Origin of the sequence: Microbacterium sp. LBN7 (genome assembly GCF_045690345.1) — a bacterium.
Taxonomy (GTDB): Bacteria; Actinomycetota; Actinomycetes; order Actinomycetales; family Microbacteriaceae; genus Microbacterium.
In genome coordinates, this window is record NZ_CP147856.1 from 1169948 (window position 1) to 1193290 (window position 23343).

At 65.3% G+C, this 23343-nt stretch carries 23 protein-coding genes; 7 read left to right on the plus strand and 16 right to left on the minus strand.

The features are described 5' to 3' along the window. Positions 1-244 precede the first annotated feature (244 nt). Positions 245-838, minus strand: coding sequence for a helix-turn-helix domain-containing protein (locus LBN7_RS05630; RefSeq protein ID WP_341940288.1), 594 nt, complete (start codon positions 836-838; stop codon positions 245-247). 93 nt (positions 839-931) lie between these two features. Next, positions 932-1267 (minus strand): RidA family protein, encoded by a 336-nt coding sequence (locus tag LBN7_RS05635; RefSeq protein WP_341940289.1) that lies wholly within the window; start codon positions 1265-1267, stop codon positions 932-934. Positions 1268-1449: 182 nt separating this feature from the next. Between LBN7_RS05635 and LBN7_RS05640 the strand changes: the two genes are divergently transcribed. Together LBN7_RS05640 and LBN7_RS05645 are read left to right on the plus strand one after the other, a co-directional pair. Then, positions 1450-2412: an N-acyl homoserine lactonase family protein gene (locus LBN7_RS05640; protein ID WP_341946363.1), complete on the plus strand. Its 963-nt coding sequence runs from the start codon at positions 1450-1452 to the stop codon at positions 2410-2412. A 134-nt stretch (positions 2413-2546) separates the two neighbouring features. Further along, positions 2547-2753 carry a hypothetical protein gene (locus LBN7_RS05645; protein WP_341942594.1) on the plus strand — a complete coding sequence of 69 codons (207 nt, stop codon included), beginning with the start codon at positions 2547-2549 and terminating at the stop codon, positions 2751-2753. 473 nt (positions 2754-3226) lie between these two features. On the opposite strand, the gene LBN7_RS05650 is transcribed toward LBN7_RS05645, so the two are convergent. From LBN7_RS05650 to LBN7_RS05660, 3 genes are all read right to left on the minus strand, one after another. After that, complete coding sequence (locus tag LBN7_RS05650; protein ID WP_341940291.1) at positions 3227-3970, minus strand: SDR family oxidoreductase; 744 nt, start codon at positions 3968-3970, stop codon at positions 3227-3229. Positions 3971-4011: 41 nt separating this feature from the next. Beyond that, positions 4012-6147 (minus strand): acetate--CoA ligase family protein, encoded by a 2136-nt coding sequence (locus tag LBN7_RS05655; protein ID WP_407361220.1) that lies wholly within the window; start codon positions 6145-6147, stop codon positions 4012-4014. A gap of 126 nt (positions 6148-6273) precedes the next feature. Beyond that, a complete protein-coding gene (locus LBN7_RS05660; RefSeq protein WP_407361221.1) occupies positions 6274-7923 on the minus strand; it encodes an ABC transporter substrate-binding protein in 1650 nt (549 codons plus the stop codon). Between the two features lie 209 nt (positions 7924-8132). Here LBN7_RS05660 and LBN7_RS05665 point away from each other — a divergent pair, with 209 nt between their 5' ends. The 3 genes from LBN7_RS05665 (at position 8133) to LBN7_RS05675 (ending at position 10596) form a co-directional block, all read left to right on the plus strand. Further along, positions 8133-9401, plus strand: a complete 1269-nt coding sequence (locus LBN7_RS05665) for an acyl-CoA dehydrogenase family protein (protein ID WP_341940294.1) — start codon at positions 8133-8135, stop codon at positions 9399-9401. After that, on the plus strand, positions 9401-9886 hold the full coding sequence (locus LBN7_RS05670) for a flavin reductase family protein (RefSeq protein WP_341946367.1): 486 nt from the start codon (positions 9401-9403) through the stop codon (positions 9884-9886). The genes LBN7_RS05665 and LBN7_RS05670 overlap by 1 nt, the downstream gene beginning before the upstream one ends. A gap of 83 nt (positions 9887-9969) precedes the next feature. After that, complete coding sequence (locus tag LBN7_RS05675) at positions 9970-10596, plus strand: helix-turn-helix domain-containing protein (RefSeq protein WP_341946368.1); 627 nt, start codon at positions 9970-9972, stop codon at positions 10594-10596. A gap of 6 nt (positions 10597-10602) precedes the next feature. On the opposite strand, the gene LBN7_RS05680 is transcribed toward LBN7_RS05675, so the two are convergent. The 11 genes from LBN7_RS05680 to LBN7_RS05730 form a co-directional block, all read right to left on the minus strand. Then, complete coding sequence (locus LBN7_RS05680) at positions 10603-11403, minus strand: ABC transporter ATP-binding protein (RefSeq protein WP_407361222.1); 801 nt, start codon at positions 11401-11403, stop codon at positions 10603-10605. Then, a complete protein-coding gene (locus LBN7_RS05685) occupies positions 11400-12410 on the minus strand; it encodes an ABC transporter ATP-binding protein (protein WP_341946370.1) in 1011 nt (336 codons plus the stop codon). The genes LBN7_RS05680 and LBN7_RS05685 overlap by 4 nt, the downstream gene beginning before the upstream one ends. Beyond that, positions 12407-13270 carry an ABC transporter permease gene (locus LBN7_RS05690; protein WP_407361223.1) on the minus strand — a complete coding sequence of 288 codons (864 nt, stop codon included), beginning with the start codon at positions 13268-13270 and terminating at the stop codon, positions 12407-12409. Before LBN7_RS05690 ends, LBN7_RS05685 begins: the two co-directional genes overlap by 4 nt. Beyond that, positions 13267-14316 (minus strand): ABC transporter permease, encoded by a 1050-nt coding sequence (locus tag LBN7_RS05695; RefSeq protein ID WP_407361224.1) that lies wholly within the window; start codon positions 14314-14316, stop codon positions 13267-13269. The genes LBN7_RS05690 and LBN7_RS05695 overlap by 4 nt, the downstream gene beginning before the upstream one ends. After that, positions 14283-15710, minus strand: a complete 1428-nt coding sequence (locus LBN7_RS05700; RefSeq protein ID WP_341947869.1) for an amidase — start codon at positions 15708-15710, stop codon at positions 14283-14285. Before LBN7_RS05700 ends, LBN7_RS05695 begins: the two co-directional genes overlap by 34 nt. After that, the gene (locus LBN7_RS05705; protein WP_341946373.1) at positions 15710-16192 is read right to left on the minus strand and encodes a hypothetical protein; all 483 of its coding nucleotides are present in this window, start codon (positions 16190-16192) and stop codon (positions 15710-15712) included. The genes LBN7_RS05700 and LBN7_RS05705 overlap by 1 nt, the downstream gene beginning before the upstream one ends. Before the next feature lie 93 nt (positions 16193-16285). Next, positions 16286-16879 (minus strand): TetR family transcriptional regulator C-terminal domain-containing protein, encoded by a 594-nt coding sequence (locus tag LBN7_RS05710; RefSeq protein ID WP_341946374.1) that lies wholly within the window; start codon positions 16877-16879, stop codon positions 16286-16288. Between the two features lie 32 nt (positions 16880-16911). Continuing rightward, on the minus strand, positions 16912-17376 hold the full coding sequence (locus LBN7_RS05715; protein WP_341940303.1) for a DUF3237 domain-containing protein: 465 nt from the start codon (positions 17374-17376) through the stop codon (positions 16912-16914). A gap of 65 nt (positions 17377-17441) precedes the next feature. Then, positions 17442-19127, minus strand: a complete 1686-nt coding sequence (locus LBN7_RS05720) for an amidohydrolase (protein ID WP_407361225.1) — start codon at positions 19125-19127, stop codon at positions 17442-17444. Between the two features lie 38 nt (positions 19128-19165). Beyond that, positions 19166-20779: an ABC transporter substrate-binding protein gene (locus LBN7_RS05725; RefSeq protein ID WP_407361226.1), complete on the minus strand. Its 1614-nt coding sequence runs from the start codon at positions 20777-20779 to the stop codon at positions 19166-19168. A 152-nt stretch (positions 20780-20931) separates the two neighbouring features. Further along, the gene (locus LBN7_RS05730; protein ID WP_341940306.1) at positions 20932-21378 is read right to left on the minus strand and encodes a MarR family transcriptional regulator; all 447 of its coding nucleotides are present in this window, start codon (positions 21376-21378) and stop codon (positions 20932-20934) included. A 121-nt stretch (positions 21379-21499) separates the two neighbouring features. Between LBN7_RS05730 and LBN7_RS05735 the strand changes: the two genes are divergently transcribed. Together LBN7_RS05735 and LBN7_RS05740 are read left to right on the plus strand one after the other, a co-directional pair. Continuing rightward, entirely contained in the window at positions 21500-22432 is a 933-nt protein-coding gene (locus LBN7_RS05735; protein WP_341940307.1) for an SDR family NAD(P)-dependent oxidoreductase, read from the plus strand. Next, positions 22432-23325: an amidohydrolase family protein gene (locus LBN7_RS05740; protein WP_341940308.1), complete on the plus strand. Its 894-nt coding sequence runs from the start codon at positions 22432-22434 to the stop codon at positions 23323-23325. The genes LBN7_RS05735 and LBN7_RS05740 overlap by 1 nt, the downstream gene beginning before the upstream one ends. The last annotated feature ends 18 nt before the right edge of the window (positions 23326-23343 follow it).

The window sequence follows — 23343 nt, forward strand, 5'->3', positions numbered from 1 at the left end:
CTGCCGTGGGGGCGCTGCAGAAGGAGCTTCTCTCCCCAGGCCCAGCGCGCCAAACCTCGTGGAGACTTTCGCGGCCTGGAAACGCCGCAGGGATCGACCATCGTCGACGTCGACGACAAGGAGAGAAGCGACGGATCGGAGGACGGCGTGCCTCTGACTCTCCTCCGGAGCACGAATCGTGCATCACACAGGACGACGTGCCATGCCGGAGAGCCGTCGGCTTCAGACGCTGGAGGGGTGGGCTTCAGACGTTCGGGGTGTCGTGTCTGCCGATGACAAACCACACCCCACGGGCAGGGACCGCCCCCCTGTTGGCCAGCAGATGCGGCCGCGACGATTCGAAATGGAGCGAATCGCCGGGCGACAGCTCGTAGGTGTCGAAATCAAGCTGGAGCGTCAGCACACCCTCCAGCATGTACCCGTACTCGATCCCAGCGTGACGCATGAGCCGCCCGTCCACCGAACTGGAGGCGCCGGGATCGTATGTGATGAGCAACGCCTCGACCGCACCGCCCTGCGACATCGCGAGCCGCTCCCATCGGACGCCGTTCTCCATCTCGATCACAGGGCCATCGCCCGCGCGCTGGACATCGGACCGCGCAACGGCCGCAGAGGAGCCTCTCGAATGGTCGGATCCCATGCCGAGCAGGTCGTCAGCCGATACCTCGAGGAGATTCGCGAGGGCATAGAGGGTGGACACGGAAGGCTGGGACTTTCCTGTCTCGACCTGCGATATGAGGCTGGGCGACACGCCGAGCGACTGCGCGACGCTACGGAGGCTCAGGCTTCGCGACTGCCGAGCTTGTCGCAGGCGCGTTCCCAGTTCATCAGCGGCCACAATATGATCTCCGTTGCCTCAATCATGCGATTCGGCAAGACTATCGTGCCAGGCTCAAAGTCCGTGCAACGCGACTACACAGAGCGATGGGTGTCAGATCGCGGCGATCGCGTCGATCTCGATCACCGCATCGTTGTAGAGCGAGTGCACGCCAACGGCCGTGCTCGCCGGCAGCTGATCCGGATCGAGGATCGAGTCGCGGACGCGGCGGTACGCCTGAAGCTTCTCCTCGTCGAGATGCTTGATGTAAACGTTGACCCGAATCAGGTCTGCAAAGGTCGCGCCGCCTCTGTGCAACGCCTCTTCCAATGCTCCGAAGGTCAGCCTGATCGAGTGCTCGTCGTCTTCGGGGTAGGGAGCGTAGACGCCTGATACGTACAGGAGCCCCGTGGCAGTGTCCAGGACACTGTCCGCGATTCCCGGGACCACCGGAGCGGGAAAGCGTACGAGTCGATCACCGGGCATCTCCGTCTACTTTCCTCAAGCTGTCAGGCGGCGCAGGTGCACAGCCATCCGCCGCAGCCTTGTTGTCCGCGCTCTGACGTTACCGTCTGATTAAAAGTATTGCAATCGTTTGTGAAGAGATGTACATGTAGGTGTACTGCACACCCGTGCAGCAACGTCAGCTCTCATACAAGACCAGGCCCGCAACCCGAACCCGAGAAAGCGCCATCATGAGCGAACGCAAGACCGACTACTCGATCTATTCACTTGAGTTCTGTCAGGGCACCATGCCCCATGACTTCTTCGGAGGTTCAGGCCTCTACAGCAATGCAGGAACGGTGCGCATACCGATGCTTTACACCCTCCTGATCGGTGGAGAAGTGGGAGGCAAGCAGCATGTCGCACTCGTGGACTGTGGCTTCCGCAACGACTACTGGCTCGATCGATACCCGTTCCAGAGTTGGGAGAGCCCGGTAGAGGTTCTCGCGAAGGTCGACCTCACCCCGGAGGACATCGACGTCATCCTCGTCTCCCACATGCATTTCGACCACATGGGCAACTTCGAGGCATTCCCCAACGCCCAGCTGTATGTGCAGTTCGACGAGTACGTCGGGTGGTCCGAAGCGGTGGATCTGGCGAACCAGATGCCGAGCGATGCCGACCGCGCATGGATCTTCTCATCGTTCGACCCCACCGACCTGGCCCGTGCGGCCAAGGGCATCGCGGACGGCCGTATCCGCTTCGTCAACGGCGACGAGGAACTGCTCCCGGGAGTGACGGCTCGTCTGGCCCGCGACTCCCACACGTTCGGGTCGCAATGGTTCAAGATCGAGACGCAGAGCGGCCCGTTCGTCGTCGCCGGTGACACCGTGTACTGGTATTCGAACGTCGAGAAGATGTGGACCCCCGGCTATGGTCAGGGCAACGACTTCAACCTCATCAGGCTCTACAAGACGCTCAAGGAAGAACTCAAAGACGAGACGAGCCGGATCATTCCCGGCCACGACATCGACATCGTGCAGCGCTACAAGTCCTGGACGACCGACAGCGGCAACTACGTCATCGAGGTCAACCGACGTGAGAACGAGGCCTCCAGGGCACCTGCGAACGCAGGCGTGCTCCTGACCTGATCGACAACAGACGGCGCCTGTAAGAAGAGCTCACGTGCAGGCGCCGTCTTCGGCGGATGCGGGGAGCATCGCCGCCGACGCGACGATAGGAATCGAACGAGGAGACGGCGACATCGAAGAATAAGACGATCCTGATCGTCGGCGGATCACGCGGCATCGGCCTCGAACTCGCAAAGGCTCTCATTGGCTCAGGCAACGACGTCATCATCACGAGCCGCTCGCGGCGCACAGGATCACGCGCTGGACGTGGCCGAGCCGGAGGGCATCGACGGCTGGTCGTGGACTGCTCACTGCCACCGCCATCACTCCTCTCACGTCGAACGTCGCCTTCTCCGCGCTGACTCGCGGTGGCGACGCAGCTGATCGTGAAACACTCGCTGCGCTAGGGGGAGCGCGCTGCGACCGCTGCTACTTCGGAACGATGAGCGCCTCATCGACGCTTACACGGAGACTGCACTGAACCACATCTGGAAAGCTCAGCACTCCTCATGGTGGATGCTGCACGCCGCTCCGGGCGCGTCGGACTTCGACCGCCTCCGGCAACTCGGCGAGCTGCGTTCGTTGGTCGGCTCCGAGGCCGGGCGCACATTCCTCGCCGAGGCTTACTCTGGCTGGCTCCTCGCCTGACGCCGTTCTTCACGGTCTGAACCTGTGACGCTGCGGCGCACATCCTGCACAACACCGCGGCTGGCAGAGCACCTCCTCCATCACGGCCAGCCCCCTCACCGCCACCGATCGGGCCAGACGCGCGCGAAGACGTTCCCAGAGCAGGCGAATACCGTTCTCGAGCTCCGGGCGACGACGAAGCCGCCGATCAACTCGCATGGAGCTCGGTCAGCACCATTTCCAAGGGAGCGATGGGACGCGACCAGAGCTCGGCGAAGGCCTCCCCAAGCGCCTCCTCGACGCCGTCGAGGGACCGGACTCGAAACACGGCTGCGAATGACCTCGCCCCGCCGCCCCCAATCGCCCCGTGTGTTCGAAGGCCGTGGTCGACAGCGCGCATCCATGTCTCGCCTGCTGCTTTGAGGGTGGCGTAGTTCGCAGAGCCGTCGGTCGGGCGGGAAGCTACGACGGACGAGACGATCGCGGTACGGCCGGCCGACGACTGTCTTAGATCACGGTCGAACGCGCGCGACACGTGCCGCAGGGCTGACAGACCGGTTTCCAACAGACGGAATGCCTCCTCCGTCTGCGCGGCGAGGCCGCCACCCCCGCTCCATCCGCCGACCAGATGGAACACCCCATCGACCGGCCCCCACATGTCGTCTACTCGCGCCTTCAGTTCTGCGACCGACTCCTCGCTCGCAAGGTCCGCGCGCTGAACATACACGTGCGGCAGCTCCCTTCGACACCGAGCGAGCTTCTCTTCATTCCGTCCGGCGATGATCACTCGGGCGCCGCGGGCGAGAAGCGCCTTCGCGGCGGCAAGTCCCGAAGCGGATGTCCCCCCGGCGAGCAGCACTAGCCTGCCCGCGATGGGATGCGCGGGGGTGGTCTCCATCTGAATCTCTCTTCGTACGGTCAATGCGGCCCTTCTCTCGTTGATGTTCTCCACTGCAGCAGCCGTCACCCTGACGACCCGTGCAGGATGCCGTCTCAGTTCCGGGCGCGAGCGACGAGGAGCGCATCGACCACGAATGTGGTGCCTCCGATCGGGTCGATGATCACCGGGTTCAGGTCACCTTCGGCCAAGAGATCCTTCATGTCCTCCGCCAGCCACGAGAGCTTCACGAGGACGTCGAGAAGAGGTTCGACATCGACGACAGGATGCAGATTTCGGAACCCGCTCAACAGACGAGCGAGACGGGTCCGGTCGAGCAGCTGCCGCGCTGTATCCGCCGAGAATGGTGCGATCGCGTACTCCACATCGCCGAGAAGCTCGACCAGCACTCCACCGACACCGATACCGACCGCCACGCCGATGTCGGGGTCCGAGACGAAGCCAACGAAGGCTTCGATCCCCGAGAGTATCTGCCTCTGCACCTCGATGCCGCGCACAACGGCATCAGGGCGATGGCGATGTGCTGATTCGAGAATCGACTTCCATGCATCGCGCAACTGGCCCTCGTCCTGCAAGTCGAGCGCCACCCCGCCTACATCGGAACGATGGGTGATGTCCGGAGAATCGATCTTCGCCACGACGGGGTATCCATTGCGCTCACACCATCGAACCGCCTCATCCACATCGCCGAAGGAACGCGATCCGACGGCGTTGATGCCATACGCATCGAAAACCCGTCGCATGGTGTCTCGGTCCAGCACGCCCGATGTGCGCGCGAGAGAGTCGCGGATCTCGCCCACGATCGATGTGCCGGGAACCGACGATGGGCGGGCGGGCAGTCCCGCGCCCGAGCCCGCGACAAGAGAGGCCGCACGCACTGCTGTCAACGCGTTGCGGAGTCCGCGGAGCACCGGGATGTCCGTGGGGGTCGTGGGCACCCGGGCAGGGTGGACGGTCATCGAGGAGCTGGAAGCGAAGAGCACGGGGATCTCGGTCTCAGTGTTCAGATGCGTGAAGGCATCGACGATATCGTCTTCGTATTCCAATTCGATCGAAGTCAGACTCGACTGTGCATCGATGACACCTAGTACGACATCCACGCCCTCGTCCTCGCTGACGATCTGCAGAGTGCGACGGAAGGTATCGTCGTCGGCATCCGCGCTTCCCCATGCGTCGAGCGGGTTGATCGCGTGCATGTCGGGGAGTACCTCCTCGAGGCGCCGTTGGGTCTCCTGCGAGAAGCGCGCCAGCGTCGCCCCCACCTGTTCGGCCAGGTCCGCAGCCAGAGCTGCTTGGCCCCCGGAGAGAGTGACGATCGCGGTACGCCCCGCTCCGACGGCTCGTGCGTCGACGCGGGCGAGCAGGTCGATCGCAGCCGCCAACTCGTCGTAGTCCGACAGAAGAGGCACGCCGATCTGCTCCATGTACGCGTCGATGACCGTTCGATTGCTGAGCATCGCTCCGGTGTGCGCGAGAGTCGCCGCCCGCCCGGAATCAGAAGCTCCCACCTTCAGCGCCACGACCGGCTTGCCGGCCTTCCGAGCGGCGTCGACCGCGCGAGCCAGACCCTCGGAGTCGTACACCGACTCCAGGATGAGCGCGATGACTCCCGTCCTGGAATCCTCCGCGAGGTATCGCACATAGTCGGCGGTCGTCAGCACCGCTTCGTTGCCCGTCGACACGATGTGGGAGAAGCCGACACCACTCGTCGATCGCGCCACGAAGATCGCGCCAGACCCCGACTGCGAGACGATGGCGACATTGCCGGCGGGCAGGTCGGCGAGGATCCCCTCGTCCGCCCACAACATGGTGCGGTCGTGGACGTTGATCAGCCCCATGCAGTTCGGTCCGTGGATATGCATGCCCGAGCTGCGAGAGAAGTCGCTGATCGCCTGGATCTCGTCGGAGGTGAATCCCACGCTCATCACGAGCCCCGTCTTGACGCCGACAGCCGCGAGGTCACGCAGCGCGGGGAGCACGGCTCCTGCTCGAAGGGTCACGACGGCGAGGTCGACGTCGGCCGCCTCGCTCACGTCGGCCAGCGGCACGATGCCCTCGATCGTGCCATCGCCCCGGCTGAGAACATCGATCCGGCCGGTGAAACCGCCGCCGCGGAGATTGCGGAGCACTTGGTTCCCGGTGGCATCGGGTCTGGTCGAGGAAGCGCCCACGACGACGACTCGCCTCGGGGAAACGAGCGTGATCAGCGGGACGAGCTTGGCGAGCGACATAGGGACTCCTTATTATGTAGCAGTTATTATATAAAAAGCGGAGTGCCACGTCCAGCCCGATCCTGCAGCGGAACGGCGGCCAGCCCGGCTGCATCCGGGCTGGCCGCCGTTCCGATCAGGCCGTCGCTATTCGGCGCTCCCGATGAAGGAGAGCGACGGAAGGTTGACGTAGACCGAAGAGGCGATCACCCCGCCCAGACGATCGCTGACGAAGTTGACCTGGTAGGGGTTGACGATGGAGATCGTCGCGGCGCGCTCCTCAAAGCGATCCTGGATGTCGAGGGTGATCTCGGTGCGGCGCTTCTCGTCGAGTTCGCCGACGGCCTCACCGAACAGTCCCGCGAGCCTCTCGTCCACGTAGCCATCCCAGTTGTAGAGGCCGTCGGGCAGGTAGTAGTAGCGGATCGAGGCGAGCGGCTCCTGCACGATGTCGCCGCTGCTGCTCAGAAGCAAGTCGCTGTCCCCACGCACGGACGGGTCGTACATCGCCTGGGCGTACTCGAGCGGCTGGAGCGCCCTGATCGAGACGCGAAGGCCCGCGGCCTCCGCCTGGGCCTGAACGAGCTGGCCGAGCTGAGAAGCCGTCTCGTCTCCGCTCGCCACGATCAGCTCGATCTTCCGCCCCTCGGCTCCGGCCTCTTCCACCAACTGCTTCGCCTTCTCCGGGTCGTAGCCGCGGACGTCCGCGATCGCGGACGTCCGCTTCTGCGTGCTCTCACGCACGGAGGCCGGCCACGAGTTGGGGCTGATCGCGGTGCTCCACGACCGGGCGGCACCATGGAAGACCGTCTTCGCGATCGCGTCCCTGTCGATCATCTGCTGGAAGGCCTGCCGCAGCGTGGCGTCGGTCGCGAGGATGCTGTCGGGGCTCGCGACACGGAGAGACCAGATCGTCGTGGTGTTGCCGTAGTACAGAGACCCGGTGTCGACGGCCTCCAAAGCCGGGATCGACGACGCGGGAATCTCCCATCCGCCATCGACTTCACCGGTCGCCATCGCCTGAGTGAGCGCACTCGTGTCGGTGATGAAGGTGAGGCGGACGTCGCCCACCTTCGCCGCTCGTTCTTCGTTCCAGTAGTTCTTGTTCTTGACGAGGCGGATGTCGGTGCCGACGTTCCACTGGGAGATCTCGAACGGGCCAGAACACATCAAACCGCCCGCGGGGGTGCCGAGCGCTTCCCCGGCCTTCTCGCTGAACGCCTTCTCCATGACGACACCCCCGACGCCGACCATCGTCGGCAGGAAGGTGGCATCGGGGGCGCTGAAGTCGATCGCGACCTCCGTGTCCGAGATGGCCGAGATCGACGCCACGTTGGCGAACGTCGGCGCGAGGTAGGACGACGGCGACGCGGCCCGGTTGAGGCTGTAAACGATGTCCTCGGTCGTCAGCGGCGCCCCATCCCAGAACGTCGCGTCCGCACGGAGGGTGAACACCGCCCTCAGCGGGGACTCCTGGGTCACGGACGCAAGACCGGGCACGATCGCCCCCGACTCGTCCACGGAGAGCAGGGAGTCGCAGACGCTGGTGACGACGGCCATCGCCGAATAGGTCGGGACGTTCGGCGGGTCCAGAGTGGCGGGCTCTCCGGACCCGAGGTTCCAGGTGATCGAGTCGACAGGCCCGTCCCCTCCCGGGGATCTGAGCACCGTCTTCACAGCGGCGTCCGGCGTCGTGTCCGGCGTCACCGCCGTGCATCCGACCACCGAGCTCGCGGTCGCGATGCTGACGGCGGCGACGAGTGCGGCCCTGCTCAGGGTCCGGCGCGATCGGTTCATATCGTGCTTCCTCTCGACGTTCATCGCAGAGCCCTAGGGACGGACTCCGGTTCCGTCATTGAACCGCAGATCGACCTTAATGTGGTGACTTTTATATAACGATCGCTCCATCACGCACATCCGGAAGAAGCCTGAAAGATCTTCTTGCAAATGTCTATCTATTGATACACACTGTGACTTGTCGTACTAATTATGTGACAGGAGATGCCGTGAACACCGCCACAACCACTGCCGAGGCCACGCTTCTCGAGCGCGTGACCGAGATCTTCCCCCTTGTTCGCGATGCCGAGGAGATCATCGAGAACGAGCGGAGGATGCCTGAAGAGATCACCGACGCCCTCTACGAGTGCGGGATGTACCGCGCGTTCCTCCCGAAAGAGCTGGGTGGGCTGGAAGCGCACCCCGTCGAATGGCTCGAAGCCGTCGAGGCGCTCTCCCACGTGAACGGCTCCGCAGGCTGGCTCTGCATGCTGCACACGGGGCAGACCTGGGCCGGAAAGGACGCGATGCGACGCATCCTCGAAGACGAGCGATGGATCATCGCAGGCAACGGAGGCCGCGCCGGCGGAGTCGCGCGCGCCGTGGAGGGAGGCTACTGGGTATCAGGACGCTGGCCGTTCTCGAGTGGATCCCCGGAGGCGACCCATCTTTTCGGCCTGTGCGTGCTCCACGACGACAATGGCGAGGTCGTGCTCTCTCCGAAGGACGGCACTCCGTGGTTCGTCGTTCCCTATTTCCGCCGGGAGGACGTGACTCTCCACGACACCTGGGACGGTCTGGGTCTGCGCGGAACAGGAAGTGGCGACTTCTCGGTCGACGAAGAGGTGTTCGTTCCTGCCGACATGGTGGACGAGCGCGGTATCTGGGGGATCACCTACGGCACGCCGCACGAGAAGGGGCCATTCATCCAGGCCGCACACTCTGCTCATGCGCTCGGGCTGGCAACCGCCGCGCTGGAGGAGCTGATCAAGCAGACACACCTCAAAGCCCGTCGCGGCTCTTATCGTCAGCTTCGCTTCGCGACCGACGAGAACCTGCACATCGCTATCGCTCGGTCGGACGCGCGGATCCGCGCATCGCGGCTGCTGCAGAACGATGTGATCTCCCGCGCGTTCGAGAGTGCGCAGAACAACCGCTTCATCGACTACGAGCTGCGTGTGCTCATGGCGGAGATCAACACGTTCATCGTTCACGAGTGCCGAGACATCGTGAACACCCTGTTCGTCGAGAGCGGCGTGGGCGGTGTCGGGGCCAAGTCCCGTCTCGCACGGATCTTCCGCGACATGGCGGTGGCAGCGAACCACATCATCATCGCCCAGAACCAACTTCCCTCCGTCGGCGCCTACTGGATGACTCGCGACATGGAAGGCGGTCCCTTCATCGACAATATCGAGATGTCCGCCATCTACCCGCCCCACCCGCAGTTCGCCGACCGGGCGAGCATCCGCGTCGACCTTCCCACCCGCAAGCGGTCATGATGAACACGTCGACACTGCGGACCCCGTCCCTGCTCGATGCACAGGCGCTGCGTGGCGCGTTCTCGCGTTTCGCCACCGGCGTCACGATCGTCGGCTTCGAGAACCATGACGGCATCCACGGGCTCACCGTCAACGCCTTCACCTCTGTGTCGCTGGACCCCCCGCTGCTTCTCGTATCGATCCAGAAGACGTCCCGATCGCACGAACCGCTCATGCAGCAGCCGTTCTCCGTGAGCATCCTCGCGGACACGCACGCGGCGGCTGCGCGGTCCTTCGCCTCGAAAGACCGCGCAGGGGCACCGGACTGGGATCGCTCCGGTCGAGTGCCGCGAATCGCTGACGCGATCGGATGGTTCGAATGCGAGCACTGGGCGCAGCATGATGCGGGCGATCACACCTTGGTGGTCGGAAGGATCACGGACTTCGGGAGGACCGACGGAGAGCCGTTGCTATTCTTCAATGGTGCGCTCTCCGGACTCAGCTGACCCCCATGGCGATGCCGGCCTTTTTCGTCATGTCCCACAGAAACCGGCGAGCTGAGTTGGCGACGTCCGATTCCTCGACGACGGTGGAACGATCGATCGCCCTGCTCTGGGAGCTCTATGCGAACCCGGAGGGACTATCCGCATCCGACCTCGCGCGTCGACTCGACACGCAGCGCACGGCTCTCTACCGCCTCTTGCGACCGTTCCTGCGCACGCAGTTCATCCGCAGGGACGATCGTAAGCGCTACTATCTCGGATTCGGTATCACGGCGCTCGCTCGAGCGGTCGCCGAGCCCATCGAGAACCTCGTCCGAGGTTCGCTCCAGAAGCTCGCTGATGACACGGACTGCTCGGCGATGATCATCGCCGACACGGACGGCATCCTGGTCACCGTCGCGAGCGCCGGCCCGCAGCGTCCCGGCATGCATGTCGCCGCGCCGCCAGGATTCGTGCATGAGAACAACGACGTCGCTCTCAGAGCGATCGACGCAGGCAGGGGGGCTGCGGCGACCGATCCGCTCGCGGATGCCGCAGGATTCAGCAATGCGATCGGTGGACTGGCGACGACGATCGCGCTGCCCCTTTACGTGCCGATCATCGGATCGGACGCGTGCATACTACTGGCCTCCGTCACTCCGTTCCGGCTCGACGACGTGCTCCCCCTCCTCTCACGAGCCGTCGACGAGGTCGCTCGCTCACAGCATTCGTGATCTCTCTCACCGACGTTTGCGCTGCGGCGGTGTCCAGCCCGGTACCGGCACGGACTCTATGAGCCTGCGGGTATAGGCAGCCTGAGGATCGTCCAGCACCTGGTCGATGGGACCTTCCTCGACAACGGTTCCGTCTCGCATCACCAGAACGCGATCGCAGATCTGACGGACGACGGCCAGGTCGTGCGAGACGAACAGATACGCCAGCTGCGTCTCCTCGCGGAGGTCGCTGAGCAATCTGAGCACCTGCGCCTGGACGCTGACGTCGAGCGCCGACACCGCTTCGTCGAGGATCAGCAGGTGCGGCTGCGGCGCCAAAGCCCGCGCGATGGCGAATCGCTGCCGCTGACCTCCGGACAAATGCCGGGGATAGGAATCGGCGTGGTGCGCCTCCAGTCCGACACGCTTCAGCAGCGTGCGGGCGAACTCGTTCGTCGATTGACCGGCCGGCGTGCCATGGATGGCGAAGATCTCCGCGAGACACGCTCCGAGCTTCTGGCGAGGGTCCAAGGATCCGAACGGGTCCTGGAAGACCATCTGCACTCGTCGGGCCTGGGCGCGGCGAGCGACCGCTGTCCGGGCGGGTCTCGTCTGCTCGCCCCAGAAGGTGATCCGCCCCTCTGTGGTCCGCTCGAGCCCCGCGATCATTCGTGCGGTGGTCGATTTCCCCGAACCCGACTCACCGACGATCCCGACGGACTCGCCTGGCATCAGATCGAAGCTCACATCGTCGACGGCTCGGAAATCTCCGCCGGGAGAAGCGAAGACCTTCGTCACGTGTTCCAGTGATACAAGAGATGCGCTCACTGTGCGATCCTCTCCAGCCGGTTTCGGATCTCGTGAGTTCTCACGCATGCGGACACACTGTCGTCGCCCACTGGCCGCAGCCGCGGTTCGCTCTCGACGCATTCGGGCTCGACGAAGCGGCATCGATCCGCGAAAGCGCAGCGATCGTGCACGGACGACGCGAGCGTCGGGACTCCCGGGATGCTGGCGGGAAGCTCGCGTCTCGTCAGAGAAGGGCGCGCGGCCAGCAACGCAGAGGTGTAGGGGTGCGTCGGGGTGCTCGTCACTGAGCGAGCCGGCCCCGCCTCGATGATGCGCCCCGCGTACATCACCACCAGCCGATCGGTCGTGGCCGCGGCGAGATCGAGATCATGGGTCACGAAGAGGAGCCCGACATCGTGAGCCCGAATCACATCTCCGAAGATCGACATGACCTCCGCCTGAACGGTGACGTCGAGCGCGGTGGTCGGCTCGTCGGCGAGCAGGAGCTGAGGTTCGGGCATCAGGGCGGCGACGATCATCACGCGCTGCAGCAGACCCCCCGAGAGCTGGCCGGGGTACTGCTTCATCTGCCGCACAGGATCGCGGAACCCCACCTCTTCGAGCAGTCGCCCGGCGCGATCCCGCGCTTCGCGGCGGGACAGACGGCGATCGGCCACGACCGCCTCTGTGAGGAAGTCGCCGATGGTCCACAGTGGGTTGATGTGCGCTCGAGGATCCTGGTAGATCATCCCCACCCGACGAGATCGAAACCTCGCGAGGTGCGAAGGTCGCATCGAGAGGACGTCCTCACCGTCGAACTCAATGCTGCCCTTACTGCTGAAGCCCTTGGGCAACTGCCCCATCACCGCGCGCAACGTCATCGACTTGCCCGAGCCGGACTCCCCTACGACGCCGACGGCTTCGCCAGGGCGCACGTCGAGGTCGACTCCGCTGAGGACCGGCACGAGCTCGCGCCCGATCCGATTGCGTACGTGCAGGCCCCGGATCGAAAGAAGCGGGGGACGAGGGTCTTCTGTGTGTGTCATCGACTCGCTCCCAGCATCCTCTGCAGACGTTCCCCCAGGAGGGTGAAAGAGATCACGGTGAGGACGATCATGACTCCGGCCGCCGTCGTCTGTTGGGGATTCCCGGCGAGGAGCTCGGTGCGGCCGGCGATGACCATGGCCCCCCATTCCGCGGTCGGCGGCTGGACTCCGAGTCCGATGAACGACAGCGCACCGAACTCGAGCAGCGCGACGCTGAAGCCGAAAGTCGCCTGAGCGAGCACGATCGGCATGACACCGCGCAAAATATGCGCATTGATTCGCACGGTCGACACTCCAGAGAGTGCGAGCGCCTCGACGTAGGGGCGGTGACGCTCCTGCAGCGCAGTTCCCCTGATCACGCGCGCCACGTAAGGCGAACTCGCGAATGCCATGGCCAGCACGGGCGCCCAGAACCCGGCACCGAGAACCGTGACCGCGATGATGGCCACGATCATCCCGGGTATGGCGATGAACACGTTGAGAACCGAGGACGTCGCACTGTCCACGAACCCGCCGTACCAGGACGACAGCAGAGCGAGGAGGGTGCCGATGATGACGCTGATGCAGACGATGAGCAAAGCCGCCGCGTAGCTGATCTGCGCGCCCCAGAGGATCCGGGAGAGAAGGTCTCGTCCGAGCGAATCCGTGCCGAGGAGGTGCGCCGGACTCGGGCCTTGGTTAGCGGCGAGGAGATCAGTGGAATCCGGGGCATACGGCGCGACCAACGGCCCGATCGCGGCCATCACGATAAGCGCCCCGCAGAGGACGATGAGGAAGATCGTGTACGGATCCAGGGCACGCAGGCGTCTCCGGCCCCACCGAGGAATGCGCAGAGCTGAGGTGATGCCGGCGAGTGTCATGCTCTCTCCTTTCGGGACCGGAGCGACGGATCCAGGAGCACGTGGATCACATCGACCAGTGCCATGACGATCACGTACACGGCGACGACGATCACGGACACCGCCGCGACCACAGGGACATCCTTGGTTCCCACGCTGCGGACGAGCAAGGATCCGATCCCGTCGAGGGTGAAGGCGGTCTCGACGATCACGCTGCCCGCCACGAGTGCGGCGAGAGTGAGACCTGTCGCTGTGACGATCGGGACCCCGGCATTGCGCAGCACATGCTTCCCGATCACCAGATGCCGCGGCAGTCCCCTGCCGATCGCCGTACGGACATGCTCCTTCGACCGCTGATCGTCGATGGACGCCATCGAGATCTGCGCCATGTAAGCGATCCACGACACCGAGAGCGCGATCGCCGGGAGGGTCAGATGCCAGAACCGATCCACGCCGGGCGCGCCCGCGCCGAAGCTCGGAAACCACCGCAGGTTCACTGCGAAGAGCCCGAGGAGCGCCGTCGCCGCAACATAGCTCGGTATCGAGATCAGCAGGGCGATCAGTCCCGCGATCGCAGGTCTGATGCGCTCGGTGAGCCCGCCGATCAGACCGAGCGCGATACCGAGCAGCACGATCAGGACGGCGGCGTAGAGGACCAGTTGCAGAGTGACCTCTGCGCGAGGCGCGAGCACGGAGATGACAGAGTCCCGGTAGGTGTACGAGGTGCCGAGGTCTCCACGCAGCAGACCTCCGATCCACTCGACGTAGCGCACGATCAGCGGCCTGTCCAGGCCCAGCTGCTCTCGCATGGCCGCGCGGGCCTCTTCGGTCGCCTTCCCTCCGAGGATCTGAGCGATCGGGTCTCCCGGCGTGAGGGACAACGCCGAGAAGACGAGGAACGACGTCACGAGTATCGTCGCCACGGGGAGCACGATCCAGCGCACGAGCCGTTGGCGCACTCTGGTCGCCGCAGAGGCGCGCCTTCCGATCGCCCGCACGCTCACGGTCGATGGCCCCAGATCGATCCCCGCTGTCACAGCCGGAACTCCGGGCGCAGGTGAGCCCACGGTTGCAGCGTCTCCCAGACGGCGGCCATCTGCAGAAGCCGAGCGTCCTGATGCTGAGGCATGTGCAGCTGCATGCCGACAGGCATCCCGTCGGAATCGAACCCCGCCGGCACCGTGATCGCGGGGATCCCGGCATGAGATGCGGGTTCGGTGTACCGATGAAAGTCGATCGCCGGGTGCGCGACGGGCACCCCGTCTATCTCGGTGTTGCCCCCTGCTGCGCCCGGATGCGGGAACGCCGCCACCGGGCTCGTGGGAGTGATGAGCAGATCGAACTCCTCGAACACGCGGTTGTAGGTCCGGGTGATCTCGGCTCGAGTCTCGGAAGCCGTGTGAAGGTGTCTCTCCAATGTGACCCGCTGCGCCGCCTCGCTGACGCTGCGCATGGCGGGATGCGGCAGCGGGGCGTTCGGATCGAGGAAGGCGGGACCCCAGAAATCGATGAAGTACTCCACCGGGTCCGGCAGAGGCAGGTCGATGAGATTGACCTCGGCTCCTGCGCCCACCAGCACGTCGATGGCCCGACGGACGACGGCAGCCACCTCAGCACTCGGGGCCGCACCGGACGGGCTCTGCGCGTAGGCGATGCGGACACCGGCGAGGTCGGCGGGAAGGGCGCGCACGGCGCTGACGAAGTCGCGGGCGGGCAACGGCGTCGAGAACGGAGCCAATGGGTGATGCCCCGCCGTGACCTCCAACAGAAGAGCCTGATCGACGACGGTACGGGTGAGCGGACCGTCGGTCACCGCCGAGTCCCAAGGGTGCTCACCCGGGATCCAACGCAGCGAGGCTTTGAGCCCGACCACACCGCAGTAGGACGCGGGGATGCGCACCGACCCGCCGCCGTCTGAGCCCCAGGCGAGCTGTCCCATGCCGGATGCGCTCGCCACTGCTGCACCGCCGCTGGATCCGCCGGCGGTGCGCGACAGCCGCCAAGGGTTGTTGGTGACTCCGGTGAGTGCGCTCTCGGTGACTCCGAGCATCCCGAACTCCGGGGTGGTCGTCTTGCCGATGAGGATAGCCCCAGCGCCTCGAAGACGGCCCACTGCGAGAGAATCCGCATCGGGGACGTGCTCGGCGAACTGCGTGCTGCCGAAGGTCGTTCTGATCCCCGCTGTGGCCGAGAGGTCCTTGACGGTGAGCGGCACGCCGAACAGCGGAGGCAGGTCTGCTGGATCTGCTCGCATCACCTCCTCGTCCGCACGCGCCGCCTGATCCATTGCCTGCTCGGCGAGGACCGTGACGAAGGCGTTCGTCTGCGCTTCGTGCTCATCGATCTGCTGAAGCGCGGCGGCCACCGCCTCCGACGGCTTGACGCTGCGCGAGCGGATGAGGGACGCCACGTCTGCACCGGACATCCAGGCGAGCTCGTCGGAGCGCGGAGTCGTCGACATCACGCCTCGTCCTCCTCGTCCACGCTCCACAGCGCCTTCCACGTCGCGACCATCGCCGGTCGCTCGGATCCCTCGATCTCCATGACGCAGTCGTAGGTGACGAGGTAGCCGCCGGCTCGAGGCTGCAACTGCGTGATCTCACCCGCGACTCGCACACGGTCGGAGATGGTCACCGGAGACGTGAACCGGACTCGATCGAGACCGTAGTTCCACCCCGTCCACGCGTCCGCCTCCACGTACGACACCTGGCCGACGAGGTGATCCAGGAGCGCCAGCAGGTGGAATCCTTCCACCAGGCCCTCCGGATAGCCTGCAGGATCGAAAGGGCTCTCGGCCTGATCCAGGTAGGACGCCTTCTCGAAATGGATTCTGGCGTCGTCTGATATCTCGAGCCATTCGCTGACGAACCGTCGTCCGACGAGACTCTCGATCTCGCTCCAAGGGGCCACGGCGCGCTCTGCGCTGGTTGGGATAGTGCTCACGGTGCTCCTCGGGTACTCGCACTCAAGGTCGGGTGAAAGCACTCTACGAAAAAACTCGCCGTTTGTATAGAGCTCGTCACAAAATAATAATCGTCAGCCGTTCGCGCTCTGCACGCCCACCAAGCCGAGCGCCGCCAAGCCGCGCTCCACCACCGCTCGCTGACGCTCTTCCGTCCAGTACTGCGGGTGTTCGACCGCGGAGAGCACAGCTCCGTTGACGAGCGTGCGAAGGAAGTCGATCGCCTCCCCCATCGCATCCTCATCAATCAGACCGTTGAGCCTCGCCCGGAATGCCGAGCGGGCCCTGCCCTCCATCGAGTCGAAGAAGCTCGCTATCGCACTGTTGTCCGCGGAGTGGACGAGCGCGACTCTGCAGCGCTCGATATCGATCTCCTCAGGTGTCAGCGGAACCATCCACAGCAGGTACGCACGCAGGTCCTCGACGCGGTCGCCGGTCAGGGGCAGCGATGCGACATCATCGTCGTAGTTTGTGGACAGCTCATCGATGATGCCGGCCAGGAGCGTCTGCCTGTCCGCGTAGAAGTGCGTCACCAGCGTGATGGAGCCCTTGAGTTCGCGGGCCAGCGCACGCAACGTCAGCCCGTCGGGGCCGCTGCGGGCGAGCACGCGCATCGCCGCCACGCTGATCTCATGCCTGCGCGCCGCATGGTCGACGATCTTCGGCATGATCCCTCCTCCGTCTGTAACACCCCGCCCGGTCAGAGCAGCTGGAATACGCGGATCCGGATCCGCTGGCCTTCATCGCTCGCCACCCCGATGAACTGATTCTCCGCCAACCATCGGTACGTGGGCGAATCCGTGCGGAAAGTGAAGGCCGTACGGAAATAGTACGAGCCTTCCTCGACGGGTTGCCCTGCCTCGAGAAGCTCCTCGACCTCGAGCGTCGCACGGAAGTAGCCCACATTGGTGACGTCCACCACGACGCCATCGCTCGTCTTGATGAGATACCGGGCCTCGACACGCGTCGTGTCCTGCCGCTTCACCGACCAGTCGCCGCCGCCCGACAGCACCTCGCCCGAGAGGCGTGGCCCTTCGAAACTCCCCCCCGTGATCGGAGTGAACCACAACTTCTCGTCTTCTCCGACACCGATGTGCCACCCCTCGGCGATGTCCACGAGGATGTCGAAGGCGAACTCGAAGGTCGGCATGGTCAGGTCGGGCATGGGGTTCCTCTTGTCGTGGTCTTTCAGGTGTGTTCCTCGGCGGTCATGCGCAGACCCGAGCGGAATCATCGGGGCGCCGGCAGACGTCCCGACACGACCGCACCCCGGTAGACGACCGCGGTCGGATGTACGGCGGCGAGGTCGTAACCGGGAGTCGTGAACGGGTCGACGTTGAGCACGACGAGGTTTGCGAGCTTTCCCGGCGATACGCTGCCGTAGTCCTTCTCGATGCGCAGCTGCACCGAGGCATCGATCGTGTACCCCCGAAGCAGCCTGGACAGCGAGAGCGATGCTGCGGCGGCAGGTCGCCTGCTCTCGACGAATCGTTCAGCATCCAGAGGCACCTCCGGATCGATCCGGGTGACGGCGATCTGCATGCCGAAGAAGGGTGCCGCCCGGTGCAGTTCAGCGGCCGACACCACATCACTCGAGAACGTGACCCGCGCACCGGCGTCGGCGATCGCGGCCACGTCGTACATACGCTCCCAGCGATGCGGACCGAGGTGGCGTGCGGCCTCCTCCCCGAAGTATCCGCCGGACCAATGATTGGTCCAGTTGACGATCACTCCGAGCTCAGCGGGCCGAGCCAGATCGGCCGGATCCACGAGCTCGCAGTGAGCGAACGTGACCTGGACGTTCCATGCGGTGCCCTCTGCCTCCACCTGAGACCGTGCACGCTCTACCGCGTCGCATGCCGTGCGGAAGGCCCGGTCGCCGACCATGTGGATGTGAAGGTCCACGGCTGCTCCGTTGCACAGACGCAGGCACTCCACGAGATCGTCGAGCTCCATCTGGATCGCCCCCAGCGGGCCCGCATTGTCTTCGCTGAGCAGCGGATCGATGACGGCTCCGCTGCCGAGCTCGTTCGTGCCGTCGAGGAACAGCTTGACGGTGCGCACCCGCACCTTGCTCGAGTCGGAGTCGTCGTCGAGCGCAGCCACCGTCTCGAGCGCCTCTGGCAGATCGGCCAGGGTGCGGAACCGAATCGCTCCTTCGTAGTGCATGTGGAGGTCTCCACGGCTGTCGAGCTCTCGCATCGCAGTGATGACCTCCGGCGACTCGATGAGCGCGTCGAATACGGCCACCACTCCGGTGCTCCCGAGGAAGTCCAGGACCGGCCGGATGATCTCCGGCGTCGGCCGCTCCGGCGGAGTCCAGCCCAGCGCCTCATACATTCGCGGAAGGAACCCCGCGTGCGCGTTCTCGAAGATGTACCCGGTCGGGCGTCCACCGGCATCCCTCGCGAATCGCTCAAGTCCTGGCACAGGGTCCGGAGTGTTCTCGTCGACACCGAGGAGCTCGAGCATCCGGGTGTTGACCCAGCTCGCATGATCGCCGGAGTCCTGTACGAGCACCGGACGATCGGAGATAGCGCTATCGAGCAGCTCCTTCGTCGCGCCGGCTTCGCCGAGGAGAGCAGTCGGGAAGTACTCGAAATACAGGTACGGCGCCTCCTCTTTCGGATGCGCTGCGCCGTGGTCGCGAATGGCATCGAGGAGCTCGTCCACGCTGTGCGTCTCCGGCAGCTGCACATGCCATCTGCTCATCGCCACCAGGGCGGGGTGGGAGTGGGCATCGATCAGACCGGGGATCACCGTCCTCCCATCGAGATCCATCGTCGGGAGATCGTGATCCGCGGGGAGATCGGAGGCACGACCCACCCACTCGAAGCGGCCGTCTCGGATCACGACGGTGTCCGCCACGGGACACTGGTCGTCGGAGGTGTGGATCACCGCATTCGTCAGGATCATCCCGGACATCACCCTTTCGCGGGGCAGGACTCCCCGGTTCATTCGCCACCACCGGTGCCGCCGAGGTAGGCGACGGAGGGCATCGACATGTACGCGAACGACGTGATCGCGCCGCCGAGGCGGCTGTTCAGAAACGTCGTGGTGTGCAGGCTCAGCAGCGGGATCGCGGCCGACGTCGCCTCCCCGATCTCCTGCGCCTCGATCACGAGGCGCGCACGGTCCTCCGGATCGACGGCCGCTCGCGCCCGCTCGAGGAGAGTGGCGAGCTCGGGATCGGCGATCTGCGTGTAGTTGTAAGGGGCACCTTCAGTCAGGGTGAACCCGAGGGGCTCCAGCGGCTCCGCCGTCGCGTTGAAGGACTCGCCGAGCAGCAGGTCCAAGCCGAAGCGCTCCCTGGTCACCGTGTCGTAGGAGGCGGTCGCATAGTCGAGGGGCTGGAGATCCTTGATCTCGATCTGCACACCGACCGCCTCTGCCTGCTGCTGCACCAGCTGCGCCACCCGCGAGAGGGTGGCCTGCCCCGCGGGCACGCCCAGCACCAGCGTCTCGCCGCCATAGCCTGAGCCTTCGACGAGCTTCTTCGCGGCCTCGGGATCGAACGTCCGCGCAGCCGCCCACTTGTCATAGGCGTCCTGGTACAGCTCGTGCTGCGCGGTCGGCCACGTGCGCGGGGTCACCGTGGCGTAGAGAGGGGCCGCCGCTCCGGAGTACACGGTCGTCGCGAGCGCTTCTCTGTCGATGGCCTTCTGCAGGCCATCCCGGAGGGCGACGTCGGCCAGCGGCCCGTCCGCCCTGGCCACATACAGCTGCAGGCTCTCCATCGACGGACCGAAGAAGAGCTGCCCGTTCGAGGCTGCTCCGAGAGTCGGCACTGCGGAGGGATCGATGCGGTATGCGCCGTCGATCTCGCCGGTCGACAGCGCCTGGGATGCAGCCGTGCTGTCCGTGATGAAGGTGAACTTCGCGCGCTCGACGAGCAGAGGGAGCTCCTTGTTCCAGTAGTCGGGGTTGCGCTCGATGGTGATGTCGCTTCCCGGGCGCCACTGGTCGAGCGTGTACGGCCCGCTGCACATGATCCCTCCTGCCGCGGTTCCGAACGACGCACCGGCCGTCTCGGCGAAGGAGCGTTCCACGACGGCACCGGCGAACGTCGCCATCTGCGCATTGAACATCGCATCCGGCTGGGCGAACCGAACCGTCACCGTGGCATCGTCCGTCTTCTCGACGTCGGCGACGTTCGCGAACAGGAACGCGGTGATCGCAGCCGGGTCCGCCGCTCGGTCCAGACTGTAGACGATGTCGTCTGCGGTGACGGGCCGACCGTCCCAGAACGTCGCCTTCGCTTCGATGGTGTAGACGAGCGTCAGCGGGTCCGGCGCCTCGAAGCTGACGAGGTTCGCATGCAGGGTGTAGTCCTCGTCGATCGCCAGGAGCGGGTCGCAGAGGTTCGCGACCACCGTCGCGCTCGAGTACGTCGCGGAGTCCCTGGGATCAAGCGTCGCCGGCTCGCCATCCGAGAGGTTCCACGTGATCTCCGACACCGACTCCGCAGCCGATGGTGCGCGATCGGTCAGGTCGACCTCGATCTCGTTGGATCCCGTCGGGGTCGAGCATGCGGTGATGGACAGGAGACCCGCGGCGATGGTCGCCATCGTCAAGACCCTGCGGTATCGAAGGGACGTGCGTTCGGCCATGGAGTCCTCCGGATGGGCGGCTGTTCAGACTTTTATAGAACACTTGCTATTAAAAAAGCAAGAGGCTTCCCGTTGCAGAACGACCGCTCCGGGCTCCGCGAACACGCGCCTCAGCCGCGCGAAGAGAAAGCGATCTCCCGCAGGATCGCAGCGAGGCGATCCTGCGTCTCCTCGTCGAGCACCGAGTACAACCGCTCCTCCGCAGCGCGCGCCGCGTGGTGGGCGACACGGTGCAGGCGCACTCCGGCATCCGTCGCGACGACGACGTTCGCCCGACGATCTCGAGGGTCGGGCTGCCGCTCGACGAGGCCATCGGCCTGCAGCTCGTCGATGAGCGCCACGACCTGACTGGGATCGAGCCGGAGGAAGTCAGCGAGCTCGCGCTGCGACGGACGCTCGCCGGAGACGGCGAGCGCGAGCACCGAATAGGACCTCACTCGCAGCCCGTGCGCCGCGAGCGCCACGTTCCCCGCAGCGAGCGACAGCGCGTTCGTCCGGGCGAGCAGGAAACTGAGCTCGTCGGCGAGACCGCTCTCGCGCAGCCGGTCCACAGCCACGCTCACATCATCAGTCGGAATCGGGGAGGTCACGACGCAACGATAACAAATGATGAGCGAACACAATGATTGACTTTCTCAATCATTGTGTGGTTCGATCATCGTGATTCGAAAGGACATCATGTCTCTCAACGGAAAAGCCGCCATCGTCACCGGCTCCGGCCGCGGGCTGGGCCTCGCCTACGCGCAGGAACTCGCACGCCAAGGAGCCTCCGTCGTGATCAACGACGTCGACGCCGCCATCGCCGACTCAGCGGTCGAGAGCATCCGCTCAACGGGCGGAAACGCCACCGCCGTCGCGGCGCCGGTCGGGTCTGCGGACACCGCACAGGCTCTGGTCGATGCCGCCGTCTCCCACTTCGGACGACTCGACATCCTCGTGACGAATGCCGGAGTCCTACGCGACACCGTGCTGTGGAAGATGAGTGACGACGACTTCGACACCGTGATCGACGTTCACCTGCGTGGAACATTCACCACCGTCCGCGCCGCTGCCTCCTATATGCGTGAGAACGAGATCGCCGGCCGCATCATCTGCATCGGATCGCCTACCGGCCAGCGCGGCAACTTCGGGCAGACGAACTATGCGGCGGCGAAGGCGGGGATCGTCGGGATGGTGCGCACCTGGGCGCTCGAGCTCCGGCGGGCGGGGATCACTGCGAACGCGGTCATTCCCGTCGCCGCCACGGCGATGACCGCGACGGTGCCGTACTTCGCCGCCGCCGTCGAGGCGGATGCCGCAGGCCGACCGATGCCCGACTTCTTCCGGCACGACCTCGGCTTCGGCACCGCTGCCGACGTCAGCGGACTCATCGCCTACCTGGCCTCGGACGACGCGGCCGGCGTGACAGGACAGGCGATCGGCATCGGCGGCGACCGCATCCAGCTGTGGTCCCATCCCGAGCCCGTGGTCACGGAGTACCGTGACGGAGGCTGGACGACCGCCGCGCTCGAAGAGCTCTTCCCCGCACTGATCGGCGAGCGGCTGCAGGACGTCGGCGAGAAGTTCCCGCCTCTTCCCGCCGAACTCCAGCGTCCTGCTCCTCAGGCCTGATGACCGTGGCCCGCTACGAGTCGGCCATCGACCTCGCCTCGATCACCGCCGTCGACATGCATGTGCACATCGAGGTCGATGAACACGGGCACACCTCGCTGCCACCCGACCTCGCCGACGCCGCCTCCGCCTACTTCTCGACAGAGGGGCCGCGCCCCGATCTCGACTCGGTGGCGTCCTACTATCGCGATCACCGCATGGCCGCAGTCGTCTTCACCGTCGACGCGACGACGCAATTGGGCCACAGGGGCCTCGCGAGCGAGGAGATCGCCGAGGGTGCAGCGCGCAACAACGACGTGCTGATCCCGTTCGGCTCGGTGGACCCGCGCCTCGGCATCGAGGCCGTCGACCGCGCACGGCGTCTCATCGACGAGCACGGCGTTCGCGGATTCAAGTTCCACCCCACTGTCCAGGGGTTCGATCCCAGCAATACGACGAACTACGCGCTCTACGGCGTCCTGCAGGACGCGGGAGTGGTCGCCCTGTTCCACACCGGGCAGACAGGCATCGGCGCAGGACTCCCCGGTGGGCGTGGCCTGCGTCTCGGGCTGTCGAACCCGATCCTGCTCGACCCGGTTGCCGCGGACTTCCCCGACCTGCAGATCGTCATGGCGCACCCGTCGGTGCCCTGGCAGGACGAGGCGCTGTCGGTGGCGACCCACAAGCACAACACCTGGATCGACCTGTCGGGCTGGAGCCCGAAGTACTTCCCGGAGAACCTCGTCAGGCACGCGAACACGCTTCTCCGGTCCCGCGTGCTCTTCGGCTCCGACTTCCCCCTCCTCACCCCCGAACGCTGGATGCGCGACGTCGACAAGACCTCGCTCAGATCAGAGGTGATGCCGGGGATCCTCAAGGACAACGCTGCACGCCTGCTCGGCCTCGCACACTGACCCCATCGAAAGGAACAT